Source organism: Streptomyces sp. NPDC013455 (assembly GCF_040632975.1).
Classification (GTDB): Bacteria; Actinomycetota; Actinomycetes; order Streptomycetales; family Streptomycetaceae; genus Streptomyces.
In genome coordinates, this window is record NZ_JBEYCX010000005.1 from 98000 (window position 1) to 123761 (window position 25762).

Annotated in this window: 24 protein-coding genes; 11 read left to right on the forward strand and 13 right to left on the reverse strand. The window is 74.6% G+C overall.

From position 1 onward, the window contains the following. The first annotated feature begins 106 nt into the window (after nucleotides 1-106). The 8 genes from ABZ576_RS10855 to hypE all read left to right on the forward strand — a co-directional run bounded on the left by ABZ576_RS10855 (nucleotide 107) and on the right by hypE (nucleotide 9055). Entirely contained in the window at nucleotides 107-634 is a 528-nt protein-coding gene (locus ABZ576_RS10855; protein ID WP_360738626.1) for a hypothetical protein, read from the forward strand. Nucleotides 635-1037: 403 nt separating this feature from the next. Next, nucleotides 1038-2747, forward strand: a complete 1710-nt coding sequence (locus ABZ576_RS10860) for a hydrogenase maturation protein (protein WP_360738628.1) — start codon at nucleotides 1038-1040, stop codon at nucleotides 2745-2747. Continuing rightward, a complete protein-coding gene (locus tag ABZ576_RS10865) occupies nucleotides 2744-3325 on the forward strand; it encodes a hydrogenase maturation protease (RefSeq protein WP_360738631.1) in 582 nt (193 codons plus the stop codon). The genes ABZ576_RS10860 and ABZ576_RS10865 overlap by 4 nt, the downstream gene beginning before the upstream one ends. A gap of 58 nt (nucleotides 3326-3383) precedes the next feature. After that, entirely contained in the window at nucleotides 3384-4106 is a 723-nt protein-coding gene (gene hypB, locus ABZ576_RS10870) for a hydrogenase nickel incorporation protein HypB (protein WP_360738633.1), read from the forward strand. After that, nucleotides 4103-6547 carry a carbamoyltransferase HypF gene (gene hypF / locus ABZ576_RS10875; RefSeq protein ID WP_360738636.1) on the forward strand — a complete coding sequence of 815 codons (2445 nt, stop codon included), beginning with the start codon at nucleotides 4103-4105 and terminating at the stop codon, nucleotides 6545-6547. The genes hypB and hypF overlap by 4 nt, the downstream gene beginning before the upstream one ends. A gap of 3 nt (nucleotides 6548-6550) precedes the next feature. After that, nucleotides 6551-6841, forward strand: a complete 291-nt coding sequence (locus tag ABZ576_RS10880) for a HypC/HybG/HupF family hydrogenase formation chaperone (protein ID WP_360738638.1) — start codon at nucleotides 6551-6553, stop codon at nucleotides 6839-6841. Then, the gene (gene hypD / locus ABZ576_RS10885) at nucleotides 6838-7983 is read left to right on the forward strand and encodes a hydrogenase formation protein HypD (protein WP_360738641.1); all 1146 of its coding nucleotides are present in this window, start codon (nucleotides 6838-6840) and stop codon (nucleotides 7981-7983) included. The genes ABZ576_RS10880 and hypD overlap by 4 nt, the downstream gene beginning before the upstream one ends. Beyond that, a complete protein-coding gene (gene hypE, locus ABZ576_RS10890) occupies nucleotides 7976-9055 on the forward strand; it encodes a hydrogenase expression/formation protein HypE (protein ID WP_360738643.1) in 1080 nt (359 codons plus the stop codon). Before hypD ends, hypE begins: the two co-directional genes overlap by 8 nt. A 21-nt stretch (nucleotides 9056-9076) precedes the next feature. Here the strand turns inward: hypE and hypA are convergent, their stop codons facing one another. The 11 genes from hypA to ABZ576_RS10945 all read right to left on the reverse strand — a co-directional run bounded on the left by hypA (nucleotide 9077) and on the right by ABZ576_RS10945 (nucleotide 18658). Continuing rightward, nucleotides 9077-9433 carry a hydrogenase maturation nickel metallochaperone HypA gene (gene hypA, locus ABZ576_RS10895; RefSeq protein WP_360738646.1) on the reverse strand — a complete coding sequence of 119 codons (357 nt, stop codon included), beginning with the start codon at nucleotides 9431-9433 and terminating at the stop codon, nucleotides 9077-9079. Between the two features lie 7 nt (nucleotides 9434-9440). Further along, nucleotides 9441-9701 (reverse strand): hypothetical protein, encoded by a 261-nt coding sequence (locus ABZ576_RS10900; protein WP_360738649.1) that lies wholly within the window; start codon nucleotides 9699-9701, stop codon nucleotides 9441-9443. A gap of 5 nt (nucleotides 9702-9706) precedes the next feature. Continuing rightward, on the reverse strand, nucleotides 9707-9913 hold the full coding sequence (locus ABZ576_RS10905) for a hypothetical protein (protein ID WP_360738651.1): 207 nt from the start codon (nucleotides 9911-9913) through the stop codon (nucleotides 9707-9709). A 21-nt stretch (nucleotides 9914-9934) separates the two neighbouring features. Then, nucleotides 9935-10522, reverse strand: a complete 588-nt coding sequence (locus ABZ576_RS10910; RefSeq protein WP_360738654.1) for a DUF5947 family protein — start codon at nucleotides 10520-10522, stop codon at nucleotides 9935-9937. Further along, nucleotides 10519-11061: a NifU family protein gene (locus ABZ576_RS10915; RefSeq protein WP_360738656.1), complete on the reverse strand. Its 543-nt coding sequence runs from the start codon at nucleotides 11059-11061 to the stop codon at nucleotides 10519-10521. The genes ABZ576_RS10910 and ABZ576_RS10915 overlap by 4 nt, the downstream gene beginning before the upstream one ends. After that, entirely contained in the window at nucleotides 11054-12853 is a 1800-nt protein-coding gene (locus ABZ576_RS10920) for a nickel-dependent hydrogenase large subunit (RefSeq protein WP_360738659.1), read from the reverse strand. Before ABZ576_RS10920 ends, ABZ576_RS10915 begins: the two co-directional genes overlap by 8 nt. A 51-nt stretch (nucleotides 12854-12904) precedes the next feature. Further along, nucleotides 12905-13996, reverse strand: a complete 1092-nt coding sequence (locus ABZ576_RS10925; protein WP_360738662.1) for a hydrogenase expression protein HypE — start codon at nucleotides 13994-13996, stop codon at nucleotides 12905-12907. Then, the gene (locus ABZ576_RS10930; protein WP_360738664.1) at nucleotides 13993-14538 is read right to left on the reverse strand and encodes a hemerythrin domain-containing protein; all 546 of its coding nucleotides are present in this window, start codon (nucleotides 14536-14538) and stop codon (nucleotides 13993-13995) included. The genes ABZ576_RS10925 and ABZ576_RS10930 overlap by 4 nt, the downstream gene beginning before the upstream one ends. After that, nucleotides 14525-16108, reverse strand: a complete 1584-nt coding sequence (locus ABZ576_RS10935) for a hypothetical protein (RefSeq protein ID WP_360738666.1) — start codon at nucleotides 16106-16108, stop codon at nucleotides 14525-14527. Before ABZ576_RS10935 ends, ABZ576_RS10930 begins: the two co-directional genes overlap by 14 nt. 169 nt (nucleotides 16109-16277) lie before the next feature. Next, the gene (locus ABZ576_RS10940; RefSeq protein ID WP_360738669.1) at nucleotides 16278-17534 is read right to left on the reverse strand and encodes a PP2C family protein-serine/threonine phosphatase; all 1257 of its coding nucleotides are present in this window, start codon (nucleotides 17532-17534) and stop codon (nucleotides 16278-16280) included. Then, nucleotides 17531-18658: an FUSC family protein gene (locus ABZ576_RS10945; RefSeq protein ID WP_360738671.1), complete on the reverse strand. Its 1128-nt coding sequence runs from the start codon at nucleotides 18656-18658 to the stop codon at nucleotides 17531-17533. The genes ABZ576_RS10940 and ABZ576_RS10945 overlap by 4 nt, the downstream gene beginning before the upstream one ends. 315 nt (nucleotides 18659-18973) lie before the next feature. On the opposite strand from ABZ576_RS10945, the gene ABZ576_RS10950 reads away from it, so the two are divergent. Then, on the forward strand, nucleotides 18974-20509 hold the full coding sequence (locus ABZ576_RS10950; RefSeq protein ID WP_360739141.1) for a hypothetical protein: 1536 nt from the start codon (nucleotides 18974-18976) through the stop codon (nucleotides 20507-20509). A gap of 144 nt (nucleotides 20510-20653) precedes the next feature. Here ABZ576_RS10950 and ABZ576_RS10955 read toward each other — a convergent pair whose 3' ends face one another. Next, nucleotides 20654-21961: a hypothetical protein gene (locus ABZ576_RS10955; protein WP_360738674.1), complete on the reverse strand. Its 1308-nt coding sequence runs from the start codon at nucleotides 21959-21961 to the stop codon at nucleotides 20654-20656. Between the two features lie 330 nt (nucleotides 21962-22291). On the opposite strand from ABZ576_RS10955, the gene ABZ576_RS10960 reads away from it, so the two are divergent. Together ABZ576_RS10960 and ABZ576_RS10965 are read left to right on the forward strand one after the other, a co-directional pair. Then, nucleotides 22292-24685 carry a nitrate reductase gene (locus ABZ576_RS10960; protein ID WP_360739143.1) on the forward strand — a complete coding sequence of 798 codons (2394 nt, stop codon included), beginning with the start codon at nucleotides 22292-22294 and terminating at the stop codon, nucleotides 24683-24685. After that, nucleotides 24682-25173, forward strand: coding sequence for a hypothetical protein (locus tag ABZ576_RS10965; protein WP_360738677.1), 492 nt, complete (start codon nucleotides 24682-24684; stop codon nucleotides 25171-25173). Before ABZ576_RS10960 ends, ABZ576_RS10965 begins: the two co-directional genes overlap by 4 nt. Nucleotides 25174-25322: 149 nt before the next feature. Here ABZ576_RS10965 and ABZ576_RS10970 read toward each other — a convergent pair whose 3' ends face one another. Beyond that, entirely contained in the window at nucleotides 25323-25736 is a 414-nt protein-coding gene (locus ABZ576_RS10970; protein WP_360738680.1) for an SRPBCC family protein, read from the reverse strand. Nucleotides 25737-25762 lie beyond the last annotated feature (26 nt).

The following is a 25762-nucleotide window of genomic DNA, read 5'->3' on the forward strand; positions in this document are numbered from 1 at the left end:
GTCAGGTCACATATGACCTGTTTCGCACCCCCTCCCGGGCGTGCCCGGTGCCGGGCTACCGTTGCGTCGAGCTCCTGTACCCCTTCGCACCTCGGACGGCCCGGCTGTGCTCACTGACCTGTCCCCCCTGATCGCCGCGACGGCCCGCTGGCTGACGGTGGCCTACCCGCCGTGCGGTGGCGCGCTGGCCTCCGCGCTGTGCGAGGCGCAGGCCCGGCAGGCGGTGACGGTCGCCGCATGGCTGCGCTACCCGACCGAGATCGACGCGGGCCTGGTCACCATGACGGGCCCCGGCGGCACGGCCCGCCTGGACTGGATCACCGGCGCGGAGCCGGACGCCGGCCACCCCGCCGAGGAGTGGGCCTGGCGCACCTGGGTGGACGAGGTCGTGGCCAGCTGGGCCGCCGCCCTCCTCGTCGACGCGGAGCTGGCCGCGGTGGCCGTCGCCGCGCTCGGCGAGAGCGAGCACCACGCGGCCCTGCCGGTCGAGTTCCGCCGGCTGCTCGCCCCCGACGAGGGCGACCGCCGCGCCGCGGCTCTGCTCCGCCACCCCGACCTGCTGGCCCCGGTCGCCGAACTGCACCACGCCCAGCTCCTCGACCGCCTCCCTCCCGCACGGCCCCTGGCGGCCTGAGCCTGCACGCCCCCTGGCGGCCTGAGCCTGCACGGCCCCTGGCGGCCTGAGCCTGCACGGCCCCTGGCGGCCTGAGCCTGCACGGCCCGTGGCGGCCTGAGCCTGCACGGCCCCTCGCGGCCTGAGCCCGCACGGCCCGGCGGCCCGCCCGGCCGCCCACGGCCCGCGGCGCCCACCGGCACCAGGCACACTGCCCACAGCCTTCGGCACACCGCCCACGGCCTGCGGCGCCCACCGGTACCCGGCGCGGTCGCCCACGGCCTCCGGCACACCGCCGGTGCGGCCCGCATCCGGGCCGGGCTCTCGCAACGCGATCCGGATGGCGGAAGAGGCCCGGCCGCGGCCGGCGAAACGCCGCGGCGGTTCTTCCCGGCACCCCGGCGAACGACGAGCATGCCGTGTCATGAACATCCTGCTCGTGGCCAGCGCGTTCAACAGTCTCTGCCAGCGCGTGTACGCCGAACTCTCCGACCTCGGCCACCAGGTCGACGTCGTGCTCGCCGCCCACGGCCCCGACCCGGTCCGCGCGGCCGTGCACGAGCTACGGCCGGACCTGATCGTCGCGCCGATGCTCAGGACGGCCCTGCCCGAGGACGTGTGGCAGCGCCACACCTGCCTGATCGTGCACCCCGGCCCGCCGGGCGACCGCGGCCCGTCCTCGCTGGACTGGGCCATCGAACGGGGGGCGGCGCACTGGGGCGTGACCGTGCTCCAGGCCGAGGCGGCGATGGACGCGGGCCCGATCTGGGCGGCCGAGCCGTTCCCGGTGCCGCCCGTCGGCAAGAGCGACCTCTACCGCAACGAGGTCTCCGACGCCGCCGTCACCGCCGTCCTCACGGCCGTACGGCGCTACGCCGAAGGCTCCCACAAGCCCCTCGCGCAGGCCGACGACTCGGTCACCGTCGTCCGGCGCGACTTCTTCCGGCAGGAGCGGCGCCGGATCGACTGGGAACGGGACGACACCGAGACGGTGCTGCGCAGACTGCGCGGCGCGGACTCCCAGCCGGGAGTCCTCGACGAACTCCTCGGCCGCGAGGTCTTCCTGCACGGCGGCCACCCCGAGGACCGGCTCCGCGGCCGCCCCGGCACCCTGCTGGCCCAGCGCGCGGGCGCCGTCTGCCGGGCCACCCGGGACGGCGCCGTGTGGATCCCCGAACTGCGGCCGCGCAAGAACTCCGGCGACCCGGCGCCCTTCCGCCGGCCGGCCGCGTCGGTGGTGGCCTCCTGCCGGCCCGGCCTCCGGCTCCCGGAAGCCCCCGCCCCCCTCGACCTCCCCGCCGGCCGGCGCACCTGGACCGACATCCGCTACCGGCAGCGCGGCGACGTGGGCTTCCTCGGCTTCTGCTTCCCGGGCGGCGCGATGAGCACCGGCCAGTGCCGCAGACTGCTCGCCGCCTACGAGTACGCGCTCACCCGCCCCACCCGCGTCCTCGTCCTCGGCGGGACCCGCGACTTCTTCTCCAACGGCATCCACCTCAACGTCATCGAGGCGGCCCCCGACCCGGCCCAGGAGTCCTGGGCCAACCTCAACGCCATGGACGACCTGGTCGAGGCCGTGCTGCGCACCACCGACCGGCTCGTGGTGGCCGCGCTCGCAGGCAACGCCGCGGCCGGCGGCGCCATGCTCGCCCTCGCCGCCGACCAGGTGTGGTGCCGCACGGGCGTCGTCCTCAACCCGCACTACCGGCGCATGGGCCTGTACGGCTCCGAGTTCTGGACGTACACCCTGCCGCGCCGCGTCGGCCCGGACGAGGCCCACCGGCTGACGACCGAGGCACGGCCGGTCAGCGCCGCGTCCGCCGAGCGGCTCGGCCTCGTGGACCGGCTCGTGCGGGCCGCGCCCGGGGACTTCCCGGCCGAGGTGGAGCGGCTCGCGGCCGGCCTCGCCGCCGACCCGGACCTGGACCGAAGGCTCGCCGCCAAGGCGGCGGCCCGCGCCGCGGACGAGCGCGACCGGCCCCTCGCCCACCACCGCGAGGCCGAACTGGCCCGGATGCACGCCGTCTTCTTCGACCCCGGCGCCCCCTACCACGCCCTGCGCTCGGCCTTCGTCCGCAAGACCCCCAGCGGCTCGCCGCGGCCCCTCGCCGTGCCCGCCGGTGACCCCCGGTGACGCCCCCGCTGCTGGTGGCCGGCGTCGGCAACATCTTCCTCGGCGACGACGCGTTCGGCCCCGAGGTGATCCGCGCCCTCGCCCACCGTCCGCTGCCGCCCGGCGCACGCGTCCACGACTACGGCATCCGCGGCCTCGACCTCGCCTACGACCTGCTGGCCGGCCACACCACCGCGGTCCTCGTCGACGCCGCCCCGCGCGGCCGGCGCCCCGGCACCCTCTCCCTGCTCGAAGCCGAACCCCCCGACGGCGCCGCCGCGCCGGAGGCCCACGGCATGGACCCGGCCACGGTGCTCGCGCTGGCCACGCACCTCGGCGACGAGCCGCTGCCCCGTGTCCTCGTCCTGGCCTGCGAGCCCGCCCGGCTGCCCGCCCGCGAGGAAGACCTGCTGCCGGGGCTGAGCACGCCGGTCCGGGAGGCCGTCGACCGGGCCGTGGACGCGCTGCACGCGCTCGTCCCCGCCCTGCTGGCGGATCCGGCCGTCCCGGTACCGCCGTTGGGCCGCCCGGTGGAATCCGGACACCCGCGCGCGGCTGCGCTGCCCGGCCTCCGCGGCGGGGCGGCCGAAGATCGGTGAGACCCCGGGCCGCGCAAGCGCGGCCCGGTTCCGCCGCCGATCCCGAGGAGCTGCGCCCATGTGCCGGTCCGACGTCCAGCAGGCCGTACTGGCGAAGAACGACGGCCTGGCGGCGAGCCTGCGCGCCGACCTCGCGGAGAGGGGCGTGACCCTGGTCAACCTGCTGTCCAGCCCGGGCAGCGGCAAGACCGAACTCCTCGCCCGGGTACTGGCCCACGCGGTGCGGCAGGGCGTGCCGGCGGCCGCGCTCACCGCCGACCTGGCCACCGAGAACGACGCCGTCCGGCTGGCCCGGTCCGGCGCGCCCGTGCGGCAGCTGCTCACCGACGGACTGTGCCACCTGGAGGCCCGGCAGGTCCGCGCCAAGCTGACGGACTGGCTGCCGCCGGACATCTCCGTGCTGTTCGTGGAGAACGTCGGCAACCTGGTCTGCCCGGCCTCCTACGACCTCGGGGAGACCCTGCGGATCGTGCTGATGGCCGTCACCGAGGGCGAGGACAAGCCGCTGAAGTACCCGACCGCGTTCGGCTCCGCCCACCTGGTCGTCGTCACCAAGACCGACCTCGCCGGACCGGCCGGCTTCGACGAGAGCCTGTTCCACGAGAACGTGCACCGGGTCAACCCGGGCGTGGAGATCGTACGGTCCTGCGCCCGCACCGGCGCCGGCGTCACCACCCTGCTCGACCACGCGCTCGCCGCCCGCGACGGTGCCCCGCCGCACCGCCCGCCGCTCGCCCCGCACCCGCACACCCACCACCCCGCCTCCGCCCCCGTCGCGTGACCGCGCCCGCCACCGGCCCGGTCCGCCGCCGGATCACCGTGCGCGGCACGGTGCAGGGCGTCGGCTTCCGGCCGTACGTGCACCGGCTGGCCGGCACCTTCGCGCTGGCCGGGTTCGTCGGCAACACGGCGGACGGCGTGCTCATCGAGGTGGAGGGCCCGCCGGACGAAGTCGACCGGTTCACCGGCCGGTTGACCCGGCAGCCGCCCCCACTGGCGACCGTGACCGGCGTCGGCTGCGAGGACATCCCCGCGACCGGCGCCGCCGAACCCTTCGCCATCCGCTCCACCGAGCGGTCCCCGGGCCGCACCCACCTCCCGCCCGACACCGCGACCTGCGCCGACTGCCTGCGCGAACTCGCCGATCCCGGCGACCGCCGGCACCGGCACCCCTTCGTCACCTGCACCCACTGCGGCCCCCGCTTCACCATCGCCACCGGGATGCCGTACGACCGGGCGGTCACCACCATGGCCGGCTTCCCGATGTGCCCCGCCTGCGCGCGCGAGTACGGCGACCCGGCCGACCGGCGCTTCCACGCCCAGCCCGTCGCCTGCCCCGACTGCGGACCGCGCCTCACCCTGGTCCCGGCCGCGGGTACGGACGTCCGCCCGGCCCGCGACGCGGACGCCCTGGCGACGGCCCGCGCGCTCCTGGCGGACGGGCGGATCGTCGCCGTCAAGGGCGTCGGCGGCTACCACCTGGCCTGCGACGCGACCGACGCCCGGGCCGTCGCCCGGCTGCGCCGCCGCAAGGAGCGGGGCGGCAAGGCGTTCGCCGTGATGTGCGCCGACCTCGGCACGGCGGAACGCGTCGCCGTGCTCTCCGACGCCGAGCGGGCCGCGCTCACCAGTGCCCGGCGGCCCATCGTCCTGCTGCGCAGACGCGACCGGGCGGACGGTCCGCGCCTCGCCCCCGAGGTCTGCCCGGGGAGCCCGCACGTCGGCGTGCTGCTGCCCTACACCCCCGTGCACACCCTGCTGTTCGGACTGCCCGGCGATCCCCCCGGACCCCGGGCGCTGGTCATGACCAGCGGCAACCGCTCCGGCGAGCCCATCGTCACCGACGACGCCGAGGCGCTGACCCGGCTGGCCGGACTCGCCGACGCCTGGCTCAGCCACGACCGGCCCATCGCCTCGCCGTGCGACGACTCCCTGCTGCGCGTCCGCCCCGACGGCACGGAGCAGGTCCTGCGGCGCTCGCGCGGCTACGTCCCCCGCCCCCTGCGCCTGCCGCTGCCGGTACGCCCCACGCTCGCGGTCGGCGGCGACCTGAAGAACACCCTCTGCCTGGGCGAGGGCGAGCACGCCTGGTTCGGACCGCACATCGGCGACATGGGCGACCTGGCCGCCCTCGAAGCCGCCGAGCGGGCCGAGCGGCACCTCACCCTCCTCACCGGCGTCACCCCCCGCCGGTCGGCGGCCGACCGCCACCCCGGCTACCACTCGACGCGCCGGGCCCGCGCCCGCGCCGCCCGGCTCGGCCTGCCCGGACCGGTGCCGGTCCAGCACCACCACGCCCACATCGCGGCGGCCATGGCCGAACACGGCCTCGACGGGCGCACACCCGTGATCGGCGTCGCCTTCGACGGCACCGGGTACGGCGACGACGGCACGGTGTGGGGCGGCGAGATCCTGCTCGCCGACTACGCCGGCTACCAGCGCCTCGCCCGCCTCACCCCCGCCCCCCTGCCCGGCGGTGACACCGGCGTGGCCAACCCCTGCCGGCTGGCACTGGCCCGGCTGTGGGCGGCGGGACTCCCCTGGGAGCCGGGCCTGCCCAGCGTCGAGGCGTGCACCCAGGCCGAACTGACGGTGCTGCGCCGGCAGCTGACACGCCAGCTGGGCTGTGTGCCGACCTCCAGCATGGGCCGGCTCTTCGACGCGGTGTCGTCCCTGGTGGGGGTCTGCCAGCGCGCCGGGTACGAGGCACAGGCGGCGCTGGAGCTGGAGGCGGCGGCGACGGCGGCGAGGGACGCGGACGCGGTCGCCTACCCCTTCGGCCTCACCGCACTGCCCGCAGCCCCGCCCGGCCGGCGTCCGGGCCGGCGCGGCCCTGCCACCGGGTGGGAGATGAACCCGGCACCCGCCCTGCGCGGCCCTGCCACCGGGTGGGAGATGAACCCGGCACCCGCCCTGCGCGCCCTGCTGGACGACCGGGCCCGCCACACCCCCGTGCCGGTCATGGCCGCCCGCTTCCACCGGGGCCTGGCCCGGACAGTGGCACGGGTCTGCCGCCGGGCCCGAGCGGCAACCGGCCTCACCACCGTCGCCCTCACCGGTGGCGTCTTCGCCAACGCCCTGCTGGAGGAGGAGACCGCCGCACTGCTCGCCGGGGCCGGCTTCACGGTCCTCCGGCACGGCGAAGTCCCCCCCAACGACGGCGGTCTGGCGCTCGGCCAGCTGATGGTCGCCGGAACAGCAGTCCACCACGAGACGGAGTGACCCATGTGTCTGGCAGTGCCCGGCAAGGTCGTGTCCATCGACCACCGCGCCGACCCGCTCACCGGCCTGATCGACTTCGGCGGCGTCCGCAAACAGGCGTGCCTGGAGTACCTGCCCGACATCCGGGTCGGGGAGTACGTCATCGTCCACGTCGGCTTCGCGCTCCAGCGCCTGGACGAGGAGTCGGCACGCGCGTCCCTGGAGCTGTTCGGCCGGCTGGGGCTGCTGGAGGAGGAGTTCGGCGACGCCTGGGAGCAGGCGGCGCGGCAGGAGAGCGGGAGTGAGGCCCGGTGAAGTACATCGACGAGTTCAACGACCCGGAGCTGGCACGCCGGCTGCTGGACGAGATCCGCGCCACGGCCACCCGTCCCTGGGCCCTGATGGAGGTCTGCGGCGGCCAGACCCACTCGATCATCCGCCACGGCATCGACCAGCTCCTGCCGGAAGAGGTCGAACTGATCCACGGCCCGGGCTGTCCGGTGTGCGTGACACCCCTCGACGTCATCGACAAGGCCCTGGCGATCGCCGCGCGCCCCGGGGTGATCTTCTGTTCCTTCGGGGACATGCTGCGGGTGCCCGGCACCGACCGGGACCTTTTCCGGGTCAAGGGCGAGGGCGGTGACGTCCGGGTCGTCTACTCGCCGCTGGACGCGCTGGAGCTCGCCCGACGACACCCCGACCGGCAGGTCGTGTTCTTCGCCATCGGCTTCGAGACGACCGCCCCCGCCAACGCCATGGCCGTCCACCAGGCCCGCCGCCTCGGCCTGGCCAACTTCAGCCTGCTGGTGTCCCACGTCCGCGTCCCGCCGGCGATCGACGCCATCATGACCGCCCCCGAGTGCCGGGTGCGCGGCTTCCTCGCCGCCGGGCACGTGTGCAGCGTCATGGGCACCGCCGAATACCCGGACCTCGCCGAGCGGCACCGCGTCCCCATCGTCGTCACCGGCTTCGAACCGCTCGACATCCTCGAAGGCATCCGCCGCGCCGTGCACCAGCTGGAGCGCGGCGAGCACCGGGTGGAGAACGCCTACACCCGCGCGGTGCGCCCGCGGGGGAACCCGGCCGCGGTCCGCATGATCGAGGAGGTCTTCGAGGTCACCGACCGCAACTGGCGGGGCATCGGCCGCATCCCGGACAGCGGCTGGCGGCTGACCGACGCCTTCCGCGCCTACGACGCCGAGCACCGCTTCGACGTCACCGGCATCCGCACCGAGGAACCGGCCGCGTGCCGCGCCGGCGAGGTCCTGCAAGGGCTGATCAAACCCACCGAGTGCGCCGCGTTCGGCACGAGTTGCACCCCGCGCACCCCGCTCGGCGCCACCATGGTCTCCAGCGAGGGCGCCTGCGCGGCCTACTACCTGTACCGCCGGATGAACACCCCGGCGGCATCCGAGGGACCGCGCGTCCCGCAGGAGGAGATGAACCCCGTTGGCTGACCTCTTCACCACCGGTGCGGCGCCCGTCGATCCGGCGAACTGGACCTGCCCCGCACCCCTGCGCGACCAGCCGGTCGTCGTCATGGGCCACGGCGGGGGCGGCGCCCTGTCGGCGGAGCTGATGGAACAGGTCTTCGCACCCGCCTACGGCAACCCCACCCTGGCCGCGCTCACCGACTCCGCCGTCCTCGACCTCGGCGGCGTCCGGGTGGCCTTCTCCACCGACTCCTACGTGGTACGCCCGCTGTTCTTCCCCGGCGGCAGCGTCGGTGACCTCGCCGTCAACGGCACCGTCAACGACCTCGCGATGAGCGGCGCCCGGCCCACCCACCTCGCCACGGCGTTCGTCCTGGAGGAGGGCGTGGCACTGGACGTCGTCGCCCGGATCGCCCGCGCCGTCGGGGCGGCGGCCGAGGCGGCGGGCGTCACCGTCGCCACCGGCGACACCAAGGTCGTCGAGTCCGGGCACGGCGACGGCGTCTACGTCACCACCGCCGGTGTCGGCCTCGTCCCCGCCGGCGTCGACATCCGCCCCCAGCGCGCCCGGCCGGGCGACGCCGTCATCGTCAGCGGCCCCATCGGCCTGCACGGGGTGGCGGTCATGAGCGTGCGCGAGGGCCTGGAGTTCGGTGTGGAGATCACCTCCGACACCGCGCCCCTGGCGGACCTGGTGGCGGCCATGCTGGCGGTCACCCCGGACATCCACGTGCTGCGCGACCCCACCCGGGGCGGCCTCGGCGCGTCCCTGAACGAGATCGCCCGCGCCTCCGGCACCGGCGTACGGCTGCACGAGCGGGCCCTGCCCGTCCCGGAGGAGGTCGCGAACGCCTGCGGCTTCCTCGGCCTGGACCCCCTGTACGTCGCCAACGAGGGCCGGCTCGTGGCCTTCGTCCCCCCGGAGCACGCCGAAGCCGTCCTCGCGGCCATGCGCGCGCACCCGCGGGGCGCGGGCGCCACCCTCATCGGCGAGTGCGTCGCGGACCACCCGGGCATGGTCGTCGTCGCCACCGGCCTCGGCGGCACCCGGGTACTGGACCTGCCGCTGGGCGAGCAGCTGCCCCGCATCTGCTGAAACCGCCCCCGGCCCCCGCCGTCAGGCGGGGGCCGGGACCGGCTCCACCCCCGTGATCTCCAGCTCGCGTCCGCCGCGCAGCTCCCGCGAGGGCCGGTCGCAGCGCGGGCACCAGAAGAACGGGGGCATGCCGACCGCGAACTCCTCGGCACACCCGCCGCACCAGGCGCGCGCGGGCACCTGCTCCACGACGAGCCGGGCCCCGGCGAGCGCCGTGCCCTCGCGGGCCACCTCGAAGGCGAAGTGCAGCGCGTCCGGGACCACACCGGCCAGCTCACCGACCCGGACGGTCACCGACGACACGCCGTCGGCGCCGTCCGCGCGGGCGATCTCCTGTGCGTGCTCCACGATCGCGGTCGCGACCGACAGTTCGTGCACGGCCGTCTCAGCGCGGGCGCCGGGCGCCGGAGCGCAGGTTGATCATGCGCCAGATGCGCACCTCGCGCCGGATGCCCGGGAGCTCCCGGACGAGCATCGTGAGCACCAGCCCACCGACGACGGCGGCCTCGGCGACCAGCACGCGCCGAGCCGTCCACCCGGTCCGCGTCCCGGCCGCCGCCCGGCCGGCGCGGACTCCCGCCGCCACGGCCGCGGCCTTCGCTCCCGCTCGCTTCAGCTTCATCCCGGTGCCCTTCCGCTCGCTCATCCGGATCACCCCGGCGAGATGTTCGGCATGATCTTCATGATGGCGTCGTGCCGCTTCCAGTGGATCCCGGTGGAACGGCGCGCGTCGGAGGTGCCGTCCTTGTGGTGTCCGGTCTGGCGCTCGCCCGGGCCCCTGTTGCCCTGGTGCAGGCCGGGCACGTGGCAGGGCGTGTCGGGTCTCACCTGGGGGCGGCCCACTCGGATGGTGCCCATCGTCGTTCTCCTCTCAGGTCCTCACGAGCGTTCGGTCAGCTCCGCGAAGAACCGCTCGACGGCCGGCCACACCCGGCCGCCACCGGCCAGGCCGCGCCACTCCCGGCGGACCAGCGCGACCATCCGGAAACAGTCGTCCACCGGCACGATCCAGTGGTGGTCGAGGCCGCGCACGGTGTTCACCAACAGAGCCTCCACCTCGGGCGCCATGGTCGCCAGCGGTGGACAGGCGGCGCACATCCCGGCCCAGCGCTCGGCGTCGACCTCCCAGCGCATCGCACCGGCCGGACTGGGCCCCTGCGCCGTGACCGTGCCGTCGGCACGCGGCACGAAGAAGACCAGCCCCACCGGCACCCCGAGCGGCCCGGTGTCCACCGGCTCCAGGCGTACCCGCCGGCGCGGCACCGGCAGGTACCGCCCACCGCCCGCGCCGTCCCCGGTGAACAGCACCGCGCACGCGCCGCAGGCGCACAGCAGCTCCTCGCGCTCGGTGGCGTACAGATGGCGGTGTTCGGCCGGGACGGGTTCCGCGCACAGGTCGCACCGCTCGGGGCCGTCCCGGCCGGCGGTGGAGCGGATGACCCGGGCCAGTGCGCCGCCCGCGCTCACCGCTCCTCCCGCACCAGCAGGGAGTCCAGCGGCACGAAGGCCGGGGCCGTCGGCGCCGGCAGCGGTTCGACCGCCGTCAGCTCCGGTGCGGCGGCCAGCACCGCCTCCCGTACCGCGTCCGCGACCGTCGGACCGCCACCGCAGCCGCTCCCGCAGCCGCGCGCCTCGCTCACCCGGACCCGGGCCACCTGCCCCTCCACACCGACCAGCTCGATGTCGCCGCCCCGGTCGCGCACCGCCGGGCGGAGCCGGTCCACCGCGCGCTCGGCCCGCCGCTGCGCCGGCTCCGGGTGCAGCTGGTGCAGCACCAGCAGGTGCCCCAGCAGCTCGTCCTCGGCCAGCCCGGCGACCAGCGGCTGCCCGGCCAGGTCCAGCACCCGGGCCAGTGCCTCGCCGTAGACCTCGGTGAGCACCCGTACCGCCTCCACGGCCGTGGCACCCATCGGTCCGGGAGCGGTCTCCAGACGGGCCAGCAGCTCGTCGAGCCGCGCCAGCCGCCCCTCCACGTCCGGGTCGGCCAGCCGCCCGGCCTCAGCCATGGTTCGCCCCGTACGTCGGCGAGTGCACCGTCGTCAGCGTCTTCCCCTTGCCCATGTACATGTGCACCCCGCACGGCAGACAGGGGTCGAAACTGCGCACGGTACGCATGATGTCGACCCCCTTGAAGTCGTCGGGGCCGTTCTCCTCGAAGATCGGCTGCCCCTGGACGGCGTCCTCGTACGGCCCCGGGGTGCCGTAGATGTCGCGGGGGCTGGCGTTCCACGGGGTGGGCGGGTACGGGTGGTAGTTGGCGATCTTCTTGTCCCGGATCACCAGGTGGTGGGAGAGCACGCCGCGCACCGCCTCGTGGAAGCCGCAGCCGATCGCCTCGTCCGGCACCTCGAAGTCCTGGAAGACCTTCGTCTCACCGGCCCGCAGCATCTCCATCGCCTCCTCCAGGAACTGCAGGGCCATGGCGGCGGCGTAGGCGACGAAGTACGGCCGGGCGCGGTCCCGTTCGATGGTGTTGCTCCACTTCGGGATGTGCCACTCCAGCGTCGTCTCCGGCAACGCCTCGCCCCGGGGCAGGGAGATGCGCACGCTGCTGCCGGTGGCCTTGACGTACGGGGTGTCGACCAGGCCGCTCAGCGCGGTCGACCAGAGCCGGGCGAGCGGCCCGCCGCCGGTGTCCAGAGCGAGGTGCTGCCCGGTCTCGGGGTGGTACCAGCGCGGGCTCATCACCCAGCTGTAGTTGCCGTCGAAGTCCCGCTTCTGCGGCACCGGGACGGTCGTCTGGTTCCACGGGTGGCGCATGTCGACGGGGTTGCCGAGCGGGTCGTGGGTGACGAACGGCTCCTCGTTCACCCAGTCCTCGTAGTAGGAGCTGCCCAGCATGACGCGCAGACCGAGGTTGATGTCGATCAGGTCGTTGGTGACCAGCTTGCCGTCGACGATGATGCCGGGGGTCACGTACATCGCCCGGCCCCACTCGTTCATCGTCGCGTACCGGTAGTCGACGACGTCCGGGTTCTGCCAGGCGCCCCAGCAGCCCAGCATGATGCGGCGCCTGCCGACCTCCTCGTAGCCGGGCAGGGCCTCGTAGAAGAAGTCGAAGACGTCGTCGTTCATGGCCACCGCCTTCTTGATGAAGTCGATGACCCGCATCAGGCGGCTGAGGTAGTCGGTGAAGGTGTTCGGCTGCGGCATCGTGCCGACGCCGCCCGGGTAGAGCGTGGAGGGGTGCACGTGCCGCCCCTCCATCAGGCAGAACATCTCCCGGGTGACCCGGCTGACCTTCAGCGCCTCCTTGTAGACCTCGCCCTCGAAGGGGTTGAAGGCCTGCATGATGTCGGCGATGGTCCGGTAGCCGTGGATGTCGCCGCGCGGCGCGTCCGTGCGCTGGGCGCGTGCGAGGACCGAGGGGTTGGTGGCCTTGACCATCGCCTCGCAGAAGTCCACGAACACCAGGTTGTCCTGGAAGATCGTGTGGTCGAACATGTACTCGGCGGCCTCGCCGAGGTTGGTGATGTGCTCGGCCAGCTTCGGCGGCTTGACGCCGTACGCCATCTGCTGGGCGTAGTTCGAGCACGTGGTGTGGTTGTCGCCGCAGATGCCGCAGATCCGCGAGGTGATGAACCCGGCGTCGCGCGGGTCCTTGCCCTTCATGAAGACCGAGTAGCCACGGAAGAGCGAGGAGGTGCTGTGGCACTCCACCACTTCCTGGTTGGCGAAGTCGATCTTCGTGTAGATGCCGAGGTTGCCGATGATGCGGGTGATCGGGTCCCAGGACATGTCCACGATCTGCGCGGGCTTGCGCGCCGAGACCCGGCGTGGGTCCTCGGTGGTCGTCATGTCGTTTCCTGCCCCTCGTTCGTCGTACGCACGGGTCGCCGGGAGTGCCGCTCAGGCACGCCAGTACGGGTCGTAGCCGGTGGTCAGTTCCGGGCCGTTGTGGTGCCACTTGGGTTCGCGGTTGACCGCGACGCTGGTCAGCCCGCGCAGCCGGCGGATGACGGCGCCGTACGGCTTGATCAGCATCGACGACAGGGTGCCGCCGGTCGGCTCGTCCATGAACGGCATGAACGCGTCCGGGAACCCGGGCATGGTGCAGCCGATGCAGATGCCGCCGACGTTCGGGCAGCCGCCGATCCCTGCCATCCAGCCCCGCTTGGGCACGTTGCAGTTCACCACCGGCCCCCAGCACCCGGTCTTCACCAGGCACTTGGGTGAGCTGTAGTCCCTCGCGAAGTCGGCCTGCTCGTAGTACGCGGCCCGGTCGCAGCCCTCGTGCACGGTCTTGCCGAACAGCCACTGCGGACGCAGCATGTGGTCCAGCGGAGGCGGTGGCGCGGCCCCGGCGGCGTGGTAGAGCACCCAGACCAGGGTCTCCATGAAGTTCTCCGGCTGGATGGGGCAGCCGGGCACGTTCACCACCGGCAGGGCGCCCTGCGACCTGAAGTCCCAGCCGAGGTAGTCGGCGAGGCCCATGCAGCCGGTCGGGTTGCCGGCCATCGCGTGGATGCCGCCGTACGCCGCGCACGTCCCGGCCGCCACCACCGCCCAGGCCTTCGGCGCGAGCTGGTCGATCCACCAGTTCAGCGTCTGCGGCTGCCCGGTTGCCGGGTCGTTGCCGAACGAGGTCCAGTAGCCGTCGCCCTCGATGATGTTCTGGTTCGGGATGGAGCCCTCGATGACGAGGATGAACGGGGACAGCTCGCCGCGCAGCGCCGCCCGGTAGGGCGCCAGGAAGTCCTCGCCGCCCAGGCTCGGGGAGAGCACCTTGTTGACCAGGTTCACCTTCGGCAGACCCGGGATGAGGCCGAGCACCACGTCCTCGATGGACGGCTGCCCGGCGGCGGTCAGCGAGACGGTGTCCCCGTCGCAGCTCATGCCTTCCGAGATCCAGAGGATGTAGATCTCGTCGAAGCCCTTGCCGCGGGCTTCCGACCGGTCGGGTTCACGGCTCACTTCGGTGGTGCCGCTCTGTGTGGTCATGTCGTCGGCCTCCGCTGGAGTCGGTCTCGGAGTCGGTCGTAGGCCGCGGCCAGCGGGGCCGCCAGGGCCAGGGCGGGGGGTTTCGCGGGGGCGTTGGGGTGCGGACGGGTCGGCGCTCCCTGCTTCGCCCGGCCGATCGCCCGGCCCAGCTCGTCCAGGTCCTGCTGGGAGAGGGCCTCGCGCAGCCGGGGCATCATGACGGCCTCCTCCTCGCGGATGTGCTCCTCCACCTCCCGGCGCAGCCGGTCCACCAGGTCGTCGGCGCGCGGGTCGCCCTCACCGAGCCGGTCGAGTTCGAGGAGGGTCTTCTTCACCGCCATGTGGTCGCTCAGGTGTTCGTCCACCTCCCGGTCGCCGTCCGGGAGCGCCTTCCTGGCCAGCGGGTAGACGAGCATCTCCTCCAGAGCCGCGTGCCTGGACAGCTCGCGGACCAGCAGCTCGGCCACGCCGCGCCGCTGCCGGTGGGAGGCCGCCGCGCCGTAGTCGCGGAACAACTGCTCGACCATGCGGTGGTCGTGTGCCAGCACCTCAAGGGCATCCATCGAACCGTCCCTCCTCCGGCCGGTCGGCCGGACGCGCGGGCCGCGGGGACTGCGGCCGGGGTGGTTGGGCCGGACCCGGCGGTTCGGGCGGGCCGAGCGGTGCGACCTCGTCGGGCCGGAAGTAGTGGAACCGGCCGTACCAGCCGTGCAGGTCGGCGGCGGGGTCGTCGTCGACGGTGACGGCCAGGTGGACGCTGCCGTCCACGTCGTGGAAGACCCCGGCCACCTGCGCCGTCCGGCCGTCCAGGAACATGTCCTGGGCGTCGGCGCCCCGGCCGCGCGGACACAGCCGCACCCGGGAGCCGCCGCCGACGGGCACCCCGCCCACGAGCACGGTGTCCGTCGCCGGGGACAGGCCGTCGTCGCCGCCCTCCTGCCACCAGGCGGGCCGCCCGGCGGGGGGAGCCGGGGCGTGGGCCGGAGCCGGGGCAGGGGCCGGAGTCAGGGTGGGTGCCGAGGCCGGCGCGGGGCCCGGAGCGGGGGCGGGGACTGGCGCGGGCACGGGGTTCAGGGAGCGGATGGCGCCGTGCAGCCGGGCGAACACCTCCCGTGGCATGGTCTCCACCCGGTCCAGGATCCGCGCGGCCCGCGGATCGGTGGCCCGGGCCTCGGCCTTCTCCTCGTCGGTCAGCAGCATGGTGCGCAGCGTGAGGATCTCGTCGATCTCCGCCGCGTCGTGCAGGTCGCCCGGGCTCTCCGGCGCCACCTGCGGGTGATCCGGCAGGATGATCGGCGCGGAGAGCAGCAGCGGGCCGGTCAGCCCGTCGGTGCTCCCGGACTCCGGCGGCGGACCGCCGAGCACGGGGAAGGTGAACGCGTTGCGGCAGGCGCGCGCGTGCTCCGCGAGGGCGGCGGGCGGATCGACGAGCGAGACGAACTCGGCCGCCTCCGCGGTCAGGAGGGTGTGGGTGGCCAGCAGCGCCTGTCCCAGCACCGCGGCGCGCGGCGCCCGGGGATCCGGTGCCTCACCGGCGTTCTCGGTACGCACCCGCAGCCGGTACAGCCGGGGGGCCACCGGCTCGGCGACGACCGTCGTCACGGCGCGCACCTCGCGGCGCCGCCGCACCGTCCGCCCGGCCTCCGCGGGCAGCGGCTCGTACTCCGCTCCGGCCGGTGCCCCCACGGTGGCCGTCCGGCCGCCCCGCAGCAGCTCCGCGAGCGGCAGTACCAGCTCGGTCTCGCGCGGCACCGCCTCCTCGAAGGACAGGTGGGCGACCCCGTCGGGAGTCCGCAGCGACTCGACGGGGTGGTGCCCGTCCTCGTCGGCCGCCTCCACCTGCTTGTACTGGAGCTGGAGCCAGCGCACGCGCACTCGTACGGCGGCGTCGGCGTGCCGGACCCGCAGCAGGCACTCGGTCTGCTGGTACCAGGAGTCGGCGGAGCCGGAGATCCCCGGCACGACCGGCCCGTCGCGCTCCACCCAGTCGCGGGGCAGCAGCACCCCGAACTGCCAGCGCACCCGGTTCTTCGCCGACGACCGGCGGTAGGGGTAGAGCAGATACCCCTCGTACAGCACGGCGTCCGCCACGGCGCTCAGCTGCGCACAGCCCGCCCCGACTCCGTCTGCCATGCCGTCTCCTCGTCACCGTCGGTCACCGTCCGTCGCGGTTCGCTCTCCCACGGTCACACCCGGCGCGCCCGCCCGCCTCTCCGGCGCACCGTCGTTGGCCCGGACAGGGGAGGGGCGAGCGTCCGGGGGCGGGGCCGGCTCCCGGGCGGACGCGCCGGTGTCCCCGGCGTCACGGCTCGTCGGGCGGTCCGGGCAGCCGTTCCAGGGCCACCAGCGCGGCGTCGTCGCCGAGGTCGCCGTGCACATGGCGGACGAGGTCCCGGCGCAGGCAGGTCACCATCGCCTCCAGCGGCCGGCCGGCGTGGGCCTCGACGTGGGCGGTCAGGTCGAGGAACCGGCCGCGGCGGTCGCGGGCCTCGATGAACCCGTCCGTGTACAGCAGCAGGCGGTCACCCGGCCCGAACGGCACGGTCTGTGCGGCCGGGGCCACGTCGAGCAGGTCGCCGAGACCGAGCGGGGCGCCGGGCCGGCGGGGGAACAGGCCGTGCACCCGGCCCGCGTGGACCAGGAACGGCTCGGGGTGTCCGCAGTGCACGACGCGGGCCACGGGTGCGTGGGGCGGGAACTCCATGAGGAGCGCGGTCGCGAACCGCTCCGCGAACAGCGTCCCGGACGCCCCGCCGTCCGCCGGCTCGCCCTCCAGGATGCCGTCCACGGCGGCGATCTGCCGCCGGGCGCGTTCGTCCAGCCGCTCGGCGACCTGCGTCAACGACGGCTCCTGGTGGGCCAGTTCGCGGAACGCGCCGAGCAGGGCGGCGGAGGCGCCGACGGCCGGCAGGCCCTTGCCCCGGACGTCGCCGACGAGGACGCGGGTGCCGTACGGGGTCCGGAGCGCCTCGTAGAAGTCGCCGCCGATCCGCGCCTCGGACTCGGCCGGCAGGTACACGCCGCGCAGGGCCAGTGAGCCGATCCGGGGCGGCAGCGGGTGCATCAGGGCCCGCTGGGCCGTCTCGGCGACGGTGCGGACCTGGCGCAGCTGGCGCTCCCGGCGGCCGCGCAGGGAGCAGGCGGCCAGCGAGGTCAGGCCGACCACGAACAGGCTGAACAGCACGACGTCGGAGTCGGGTTGTCCGTACTGCCCCGCGTCCGCCTGGAGCAGGGCGGTCAGGACGAGTGCGGCACAGGCGAGGGAGGCCGTGGCCCACAGCGGGAGCAGTACCGAGGCCAGGACGGGCACGGCGGCCATCACCGGAGAGACGTGCAGCCAGTCCGGGGTGAGCAGATCCGTGACCGCGACGACCGCCATCAGCGCCACGGGCGCCGCCGCCGGCAGCACGCGGGAGCAGGCGAGCCGGTCGCGCGGGGCAGGGGCGGGGCGGCGCGCGTCGGCGGCCGTACGGGTGGCGGGGGCGTCGGCGGCCGTGCCGGGGGTGTGCCCGGTGCCGGTGTGTGTGTCGGTGCGGGTGCGGGTGCGGTGGGAGGTCATCGTCGCAGGGAGGGCCGTATCGGAGTGGGTGCCCGCCGGGTCCGGCGGGCCGGGGCGGGCGCCGGCGCGGACAGGCGCGACAGCGCCGAGTCCAGATGCCGGACCAGGCGACCGCCTTCGGGGGCGGCGGCCGTGACGTCCGTGCCGGGGCTGTCGGCCGGCGGGCCGCAGCGGGGGGTGTCCAGGCGGGACAGGGCCCGGCGGGCGGCGGGCAGGGCCGGGTGCGGCCGGCCGCCCCGGCAGGAGTAGGCGCACAGCGCGGTCGTCCGCAGCAGCCGCGCGTAGGGCTGGGCGAAGGCGGCGCGGGGCCGGGACGCGCCGGCGGCCTCGGGATGCGTGTCGAGCAGCCGGCCGGTGGCGGCCAGGTCCTGCGCGACGTCGGTCAGGGTGCGCAGCACCCGCCGGTCCAGGTGCCAGCGCCGCCGCCGGGCCGTCGGCCGGGGGTTCCAGCGCACGCTCTCGTGTGCCTCGTCCACGGCCGCGCCGGCCCGCTCCAGCGCCGCGTCGAGGTCCTGCTGCCAGGCGGGTCCGAGCACGTCCCGGGGCCGGACGTGCCGCTCGACCGCGTCGGCCAGGCCGTCCAGGTCCCGGGCGACCCGCATACGCAGCTCCTCCAGCGCCCGCTCGGCGGACCGGACGCGTACGGCGGGGAACAGCAGGGCGCTGCACGCGAGCCCGAACGCGATGCCCAGCACGATCTCCGCCAGGTGGGAGGCCAGTTCACCGGAGTGACGGCCGCGCACCAGGGCGAACGTGATCAGCGCGGTGGTCGGCACGTGCACACCGTGATGGCCGAGGAACCCGCGCCGCACGAGCAGCACCGAGGCGAAGACGACGAGGACCAGACCCGCCATGCCGGGGCGGGCGTACAGGGCGCCGGGTACGGCGACCAGGACACCGAGCAGGCATCCCGCTCCGTACCGCAGGGCGGCGGAGACCGTGCGCACCACCGTGGTCTCGACGATGAGCAGCGCCGCGACGGCCCCCGCGTACGGATCAGGTGTGTGCAGGAGCAACGTGCAGGTCTGCCAGGTCAGCCCGGCGGCCGCGGTGGCCCGCGCGGCCTCCGCGCCGTTGGCGCGTCCGGCGGACACCAGGACCCGCCACCACCGTGCGTCGCGCATGCCGTCCGTCGCCTCCCGTTCCTCGTCTCTCGTCGTCTCTCGTCGTCTCTCGTTGTCCCTCGTTGTCCCTCGTCGTGTTCCACGGGCCGCTCGGCGGGGCCCGGCACGATCGCCCAGGATAATCGGACAAATGGGGCATGAGGCAAATAAGGATTGTGTAGGTATGGATGGACGTTCGGGTGTCTATCGGGTCCGCGCCCGCGCCCGTACACTGCGAACCCGCAGACATGCGGGCGCAGTTGACCGGGGGGAGCCGTCATGTCCGAAGGTCCGTACGGTCCGGATCACAGATTCGCGGGGCCGCCCGTCCCGCCCATGCCGCCGGGGCCGCCCCCCGTGCCGTCCACTCCGCCCGGCCCGCCGGACGCCTGGCGGGCCGTCGCGGTCGCCCTGCTGAACCTGAGCGGTCTCGGACTCGGCTACGCGCTGCTGCGGCGCTGGTTCCCGACGGCCGCCTGCTGGGTCGCGACCGGTCTGTTCCTGCTCTTCGCGCTGCCCGCGGACGCCGACGGCGTCCCCGGCGTCGCGGTCGCCGGCTACGCCGTCCTGCTGCTCGCGGCGGCCCTGCACGGCGGGCTCGCCGGGCGGCGCACCCGGTCGGCCCGGCCGGGCGGCACGCCCCTCGCCCTGCTGCTGGGCCTCCTGCTGCTCGCCGTGCCGGCCGGCGGTGCCCTCTGGTACGAGGACGCCCACGACGAGGCCGTGGAGGAGGCCCTCCTCGGGCGCCTGGAGGAGGCCGACGACCTGGTGGCCGACAGTGGCCGACAGTCGTTCGCGACCGCGAAGTCGGACTATCGGGAGGCGCTGGAGGTCTACCGCGACATCGCCCTGCACCACGCCGGTTCCCGCGCGGCCGGCAAGGTCCCGGCCAGCCTGCGGACGTACTACACGACGGTCGGCGCCGCCTTCGGCCACCGGGAGTACTGCGACGCCGTGGAACCGCTGACGTACCTGCGCACCGTGCCCGACACCATGCCGGAGGAGCCGCTGGGCTCACTGGCCCGCTGGCCCGACGACCGGCTCGCGACCGCCCTGTACGAGTGCGGCGCACAGCACCTCGGCACCGGCGACGTGGACTGGGTGAGCCGCTTCGGCGATCTGCTGGACACCTTCCCGCGATCGGGGGCGGCGGCCAGGGTGGCGCCCGCCGTCGACGCGGCGGTGAAGAAGGCGGAGAAGGCCGTCGACGGGGACGAACCCTGCGCGGCCGTCGAGCGGCTGCGCGGCCTCGGCACCCGGATCGGCGACCTGTCCAGGTCGGCCGGTGACCCCGGCGGCCGGCTCGGCAAGGCCGCGAGCCGGGCCGGCCGGAGCGGTGACACGGGGCAGTACGCCTGCGGCGTCGACCAGTACGAGGACGGCGACTTCGAGGCGGCGCAGAAGACCATGGAGCGGTTCGCCGCCGATCACAAGCGCCACCGGAACCGGGCCCGCGCCGAGAAGATCGCCATAGCCGCCGAGGTCGCCCAGACCCTGCCCGCGGCCGGCCGGAAACTGCCCACCACGGCCTCCGGCGGGAACATCTCCGTCACCGTCAAGAACGACAGCCCGCACGACGTCACCGTCCTGTACACCGGTCCCGTGACCGGCAGGCTCACCCTCAAGGGCTGCGGCGGCTGCAAGGCGTACTCGCTCTCCGACACGCTGTACTCCGGCTTCAAGCCGTGCAGCGACAGCGGCAGGCACTACCCGCAGCGCACCATCAGCCTCCCGGTCGGCACCACGTACTTCGTGCACAAGTCGAACGGCACCGGCAGCGCCACCCCGGCGTCGGACACCGCCAGGCTCAGGTCCGGCTACATCTACACGGAGTGCGCCTACTCGACCCGCAGCCTGGGGTCCGGGTACTGACCGGTGCCGACCGGTTCCGGCCGGTTCCGGCCGGTCCGGACTCCGGCCGGCGGCCGGGCGGGCCGGAGGCGCCCCGGTTCCCGGCCGGTGCCCCCGTGCCTGCTCGGCGCTGCCGGGCGGGCCGGCCGGTGTCCCCGCGTCCGGTCAGCGCTGCCGGGCGGACCGGCGCCGTACCGCCACGATCGCGCCCGCGCCGACGAGTACGGCTCCGGCCGCGGCGGCCGTGACGGGCAGCACCGCGTCCGAGCCGGTGCTCGCCATCTCGCCGCCCGTGGATCCCGTCGACCCCGACGCCGAGGACGACGCGGCACCGCCGGTCGTGCCGGCCGCCGACGCCGAGCCGGACGTGCCGCCCGTCGACGAGCCGCCCGCCGTGGAACCGGAACCGCCGGTGCTCGACGTGCCGCCGGTGGAGGCCGTCGAGCCGCCCCCGTCCGCGTCACCGCCGCCGGCCGAACCGCCGTCCGTCACCTCCAGGGTGAGAGCGGCGGTGTCGTTCGCCTTGTCGGGGTCGAACGGACGGGGCTCACCCGCGAGCGTCACGGAACCCTCGGCCCCGGACACCTCCTTGTCGATCCGCACCTTGAACGCGTAGCTCCCGCCACGGCCCTCGTCCACCCAGCGCTGCGCGGTCCCGCAGTCGTAGCTGCCCTCGCCGGCCTTCTTGCAGAAGCCGGCGGCCTTGGTCACCGACGTGCCGGCCGGGAAGTCGATCAGTACGCGGGTCGCGGGCGTGTCCAGCTTCCGGAGCACCCAGCCGGGCCCGGCGTTGGTGAACTTCACCTCGACGTCGACCGTCTCGCCCACACGGCCCCGCAACCGGGCGCCGGTCACCTGGAAGTCGGCGGTGTTGTCGGCCGTGACCGTGGTGTCGGCCGCGTCCCAGCCGTCGTGCTTCGCCGAACCCGGGGCGGCCGGCGTCGCGTCGGGCCGCTCGGCCAGCTTCACCGCGGGGCCCGTGCCCTGCACCGGGTCCGAGGCGCCCTCCGTCGGGGCCGGGTCGTGGGCGTCGACGACCACCCGCAGCTCGTCGCGGAGCGCGTGGTCGAGGGCCTTCAGCTTCGCCGGCCGCTCGGGGGCGTACACCACGCCGGGCTCGACCTGCTGGTCGAACTCGCAGACCAGGTCGGAGGTGCTCGGCGCCTCGTCGAACGAGGAGACGTCGTAGCGACGGCAGTTGGACGGCATATCGCTGTGGCTGAGCCCGCGGGTGACCGAGTACGACATCCAGACCTTGTCGAGCGCCGAGGAGCCCGTGTTGGTGAAGGTGGCCGGCACCGTGAACTCGCCGCCCGGCTTGACGCCGTCGACCGGCGCGACGGTGCCCAGCACGAGACCGGTTCCGGCTTCGTCGGCGGAAGCGGGGGCCGCGCCCAGCGCGATCAGGGCGACGGCGCCGATCGCACCGGCGGTCTGCCGGAGTGCGCGGGGGCCTGGGGTGGTGAACGGCATGGAATCCTCTGGAAGTCGTGGCTGTGACGGACGAACGAACGCTTCGGGAACGTGCGTTCCGCACGTGAAGACTCCCACCGGGACGGAAGGGTTGTACGCGTGGGCTCCCGTTCCGCACGCGAGGGATCCCCCGTCCCCCCGGGGAAGCCCTCGCCGTCCGACCGGTCGTTCTCCCGCCGCTCACCCTTCGGGCCACGGCCGCGCTCCGTCCCCGGCCCCCGACGATCACCTCCCGCGCCCGGCCCCCACGTCCGCAGCGGGCACACGCGGGGGAGAGGCGGCCCCCGCCGGGGTACTCGCGCGGCGACCGAGGCGACACCCGGAGGTGTGATCGTGAGCGACGACGACCGCATCGGCGATCCCTGGGGCACCCGCACCCCCTATGACCGCGGGACCCCCTGGCCGGTCCGCACCGACCTGCACCTCGCCCCCGGCCTCACCGAGGCGGACGTGGAGCGCTGGGTGCAGTCCGCCTCGCTGCTGCACTCCAACGGCGACGCCATGGACATCGCCGTGCGGGGCGGACGCATCGTCGGCGTCCGCGGGCGCGCCACCGACCGGGTCAACCACGGCCGGCTCGGCCCCAAGGACCTCTACGGCTGGCAGGCGAACAACTCCCCGGACCGGCTGACCAGGCCGCTCGTCCGGGAGAACGGCCGGCTGGTGTCCTGCGACTGGGACACGGCCATGGACCGGATCACGTCCCGCACCCGCCACCTGCTGGACGAGCGCGGCCCCGGCTCCATCGGCTTCTACACCACCGGCCAGCTCTTCCTGGAGGAGTACTACACGCTCGCCGTGCTGGCCCGGGCCGGCATCGGCACCAACCACCTCGACGGCAACACCCGGCTGTGCACGGCGACCGCCGCCGAGGCGCTGAAGGAGAGCTTCGGCTGCGACGGGCAGCCCGGCTCGTACGAGGACATCGACCACTGCGACGCGCTCGCCCTGTTCGGACACAACATGGCGGAGACCCAGACGGTGCTGTGGGCGCGCGTCCTCGACCGGCTCGCCGGCGGCGACCCGCCCGCGCTCGTCTGCGTCGACCCGCGCACCACACCCGTGGCGCGCAAGGCCACCGTCCACCTCGCCCCGCGTCCCGGCACCAACGTTGCCCTCCTCAACGCCCTCCTCCACGAGATCATCCGCACCGGTCGGGTGGACCGTGCCTACGTCGACGCGCACACGGTCGGCTTCGAGGAGCTGGCGGCCAGGGTGGAACCGTGCACGGCCCGCTGGGCCTCCCGGATCTGCGACGTCCCGGCCCCCGGCATCGAGCGGGCCGCGGAGATCATCGGCGGTGCCGAGCGGCTCACCTCCACCGTCCTCCAGGGCTTCTACCAGTCCCACCAGGCGACCGCGGCCGCCGTCCAGGTCAACAACCTCCACCTGATCCGGGGCATGCTCGGCAGCCCCGGCCGCGGCCTGCTCCAGATGAACGGCCAGCCCAGTGCGGAGAACACCCGCGAGTGCGGCGCCGACGGCGACCTGCCCGGCTTCCGCAACTGGCAGAACGACCGGCACGTCGCCGAGCTGGCCGAGCTGTGGAACGTCCCGCCGGAGCGCATCCCGCACTACGCGCCGCCGACGCACGCGATGCAGATCTTCCGGTACGCCGAGCAGGGCGCGGTCCGGATGCTGTGGATCACCGGGACCAACCCGGCCGTGTCCCTGCCCGAGCTCGACCGGATCCGCTCCATCCTCGGCCAGGAACGGCTCTTCGTCGTCGTTCAGGACCTCTTCGCGACGGAGACCGCCCAGCTCGCCGACGTGGTGCTGCCCGCGGCCACCTGGGGCGAGAAGACCGGCACCCTCACCAACGCCGACCGCACCGTGCACCTGTCCGACAAGGCCGTCGAACCGCCCGGCGAGGCCCGCGCCGACCTGGACATCTTCCTGGACTTCGCGCGCCGCATGGACTTCCGCGACCGGTCCGGAGGCCCGCTGATCACCTGGCACGACCCCGAGTCGGCCTTCGCGGCCTGGCAGCGGTGCAGCGCCGGCCGGCCCTGCGACTACACCGGGCTGAGCTACGACCGGCTGCGCGCCGGCACCGGCATCCAGTGGCCCTGCACGGCCGACGCCCCCGACGGCACCGCCCGGCTGTACACCGAGGGCATCTCCTTCGCCCACCCCGACACGTGCGAGAGCTACGGCAAAGACCTCGTCACCGGGGCGGTCGACGAACCCGCCGAGTACCGGTCGCTCAACCCGGACGGCAAGGCGGTCCTCAAGGCGGCCGAGTACCGGCCCCCGCAGGAGGACGCCTCCGCCGGCTTCCCGCTCCAGATGATCACCGGCCGTACCGTCCACCACTTCCACACCCGCACCAAGACCGGCCGCGCCCCCGAACTGAACGCCGCCGCTCCCGAGGTGTGGGCCGAGCTCTCCGGTCTCGAGGCCGCCGCCCTGGACCTGCACCCCGGCGACCTGGTCGAGGTCGGCACCCCGCGCGGCTCGGTACGGGCCCGGCTGCGGATCACGCCGATGCGGGACGGAGTGGTGTTCCTGCCCTTCCACTACGGCTACTGGGACACCCCCGCCGGACACCGGCCGGCCGGCGACGGCCCCGGCCGGGCCGCCAACGAGGGCACCGTCACCGACTGGGACCCCGTGTCCAAGCAGCCCCTGTTCAAGACCTGCGCGGCCCGCGTCACGCTCGTCGAACGCGGCACACCGGCCGCGCGGCACCGCACCGGCACCCCCGTGGGAGGCGCCCGATGAACGCCCTCGCCCTCACCCTGCGCACCCTGCACCACGACGAACGGGAGCTGGAGAAGGCCCTCATGGCCACCGCCGAGCGCCACCGCGCCGAGCACGAGATCCACCATGTGGCCACCGACCTGGCCCGCTGGTCGCACGAGCACAGCGCGCGGCTCGCCGACACCGGCCACCACTACGGACTCGACCTGTCCGGCCCGCCCGACGACCCCACGCCGGGCCTCCTCGCCACCCTGCGGGCCAAGGCCGCGGAAGCGGTAGGCCGCCGTCCGGAACCGGGGGCGCTGCTCCTGCACGACCTGCTGGACCTGCACCTGGCCGCCACCCGCAACTCCGTGCACTGGGAGATGCTCGCCCAGGCCGGGCAGGCCGGCCACGATCCCCGGCTGCTCGCGCTGGCGAGCGACTGCCACCCGCGGACCCTGCGCCAGATCCGCTGGACCAACACCATGATCAAGCAGCTGTCACCCCAGGTGCTGACCATGTGCTGACCACCGTCTGAGCGACGTATGAGCGCCGGGGAGGCCATCGCAGCGGTCGGAGATCACATGCCGGGGGCCGCCGGGGCATGGCGCCGGCGCCCCCTGGCGTCGCTGCCGCCGCCGCGCCGGGGGCCGGCAGCCGGCGCGGCGGCGGCAGGTCAGCCCGCCGCGTTCTCGGTCCTCATGCGCACCTGCTCCTCCAGCCGCATCAGGCTGTCGTCCAGGGCGTAGCAGACCGCCTGCTCGCCCGGGTCGTGCCCCTCGTCGAAGAAGGACAGGTGCACGGTCACCTCGCTGGCGCCGCTGCCGATGCCCGCCACCTGGAGCCAGCCCGCGTAGCTGCCCTGTTCGCGGGTGCCCCACTCCAGACGCATCTGGTCCGGCTCGGAGCGCAGCAGGGCGGGCATGTCCTGCCCGGAGCTGTCCTCGTGCACGGTCACGGCGGGCGGGTCCTCGACGTCCACGTGCAGGGCCTGCGGGAGCCATGCGTCGAGCTGGGAGACGTTGGCCGCCTGGTCGAAGACGTGCTCGGGCTGTGCGGGCATCGTGCGGGAACGTTCGTACTCGGCCATCGTGGTACCACCCCTCCGGTCGGAAG

What these genes read in the sequence shown, in the direction of transcription:
- ABZ576_RS10950 (WP_360739141.1), top strand. Translation starts at nt 18,974, where the DNA reads ATGCCGCCGGGGCCGCCCCCCGTGCCGTCCACTCCGCCCGGCCCGCCG.
- ABZ576_RS10920 (WP_360738659.1), bottom strand. Translation starts at nt 12,853, where the DNA reads ATGACGACCACCGAGGACCCACGCCGGGTCTCGGCGCGCAAGCCCGCG.
- ABZ576_RS10930 (WP_360738664.1), bottom strand. Translation starts at nt 14,538, where the DNA reads ATGGATGCCCTTGAGGTGCTGGCACACGACCACCGCATGGTCGAGCAG.
- ABZ576_RS10955 (WP_360738674.1), bottom strand. Translation starts at nt 21,961, where the DNA reads ATGCCGTTCACCACCCCAGGCCCCCGCGCACTCCGGCAGACCGCCGGT.
- ABZ576_RS10915 (WP_360738656.1), bottom strand. Translation starts at nt 11,061, where the DNA reads ATGGCTGAGGCCGGGCGGCTGGCCGACCCGGACGTGGAGGGGCGGCTG.
- ABZ576_RS10965 (WP_360738677.1), top strand. Translation starts at nt 24,682, where the DNA reads ATGAACGCCCTCGCCCTCACCCTGCGCACCCTGCACCACGACGAACGG.
- ABZ576_RS10905 (WP_360738651.1), bottom strand. Translation starts at nt 9,913, where the DNA reads ATGGGCACCATCCGAGTGGGCCGCCCCCAGGTGAGACCCGACACGCCC.
- ABZ576_RS10935 (WP_360738666.1), bottom strand. Translation starts at nt 16,108, where the DNA reads ATGGCAGACGGAGTCGGGGCGGGCTGTGCGCAGCTGAGCGCCGTGGCG.
- ABZ576_RS10860 (WP_360738628.1), top strand. Translation starts at nt 1,038, where the DNA reads ATGAACATCCTGCTCGTGGCCAGCGCGTTCAACAGTCTCTGCCAGCGC.
- ABZ576_RS10945 (WP_360738671.1), bottom strand. Translation starts at nt 18,658, where the DNA reads ATGCGCGACGCACGGTGGTGGCGGGTCCTGGTGTCCGCCGGACGCGCC.
- ABZ576_RS10940 (WP_360738669.1), bottom strand. Translation starts at nt 17,534, where the DNA reads ATGACCTCCCACCGCACCCGCACCCGCACCGACACACACACCGGCACC.
- ABZ576_RS10970 (WP_360738680.1), bottom strand. Translation starts at nt 25,736, where the DNA reads ATGGCCGAGTACGAACGTTCCCGCACGATGCCCGCACAGCCCGAGCAC.
- ABZ576_RS10900 (WP_360738649.1), bottom strand. Translation starts at nt 9,701, where the DNA reads ATGAGCGAGCGGAAGGGCACCGGGATGAAGCTGAAGCGAGCGGGAGCG.
- ABZ576_RS10880 (WP_360738638.1), top strand. Translation starts at nt 6,551, where the DNA reads ATGTGTCTGGCAGTGCCCGGCAAGGTCGTGTCCATCGACCACCGCGCC.
- hypB (WP_360738633.1), top strand. Translation starts at nt 3,384, where the DNA reads ATGTGCCGGTCCGACGTCCAGCAGGCCGTACTGGCGAAGAACGACGGC.
- ABZ576_RS10925 (WP_360738662.1), bottom strand. Translation starts at nt 13,996, where the DNA reads ATGACCACACAGAGCGGCACCACCGAAGTGAGCCGTGAACCCGACCGG.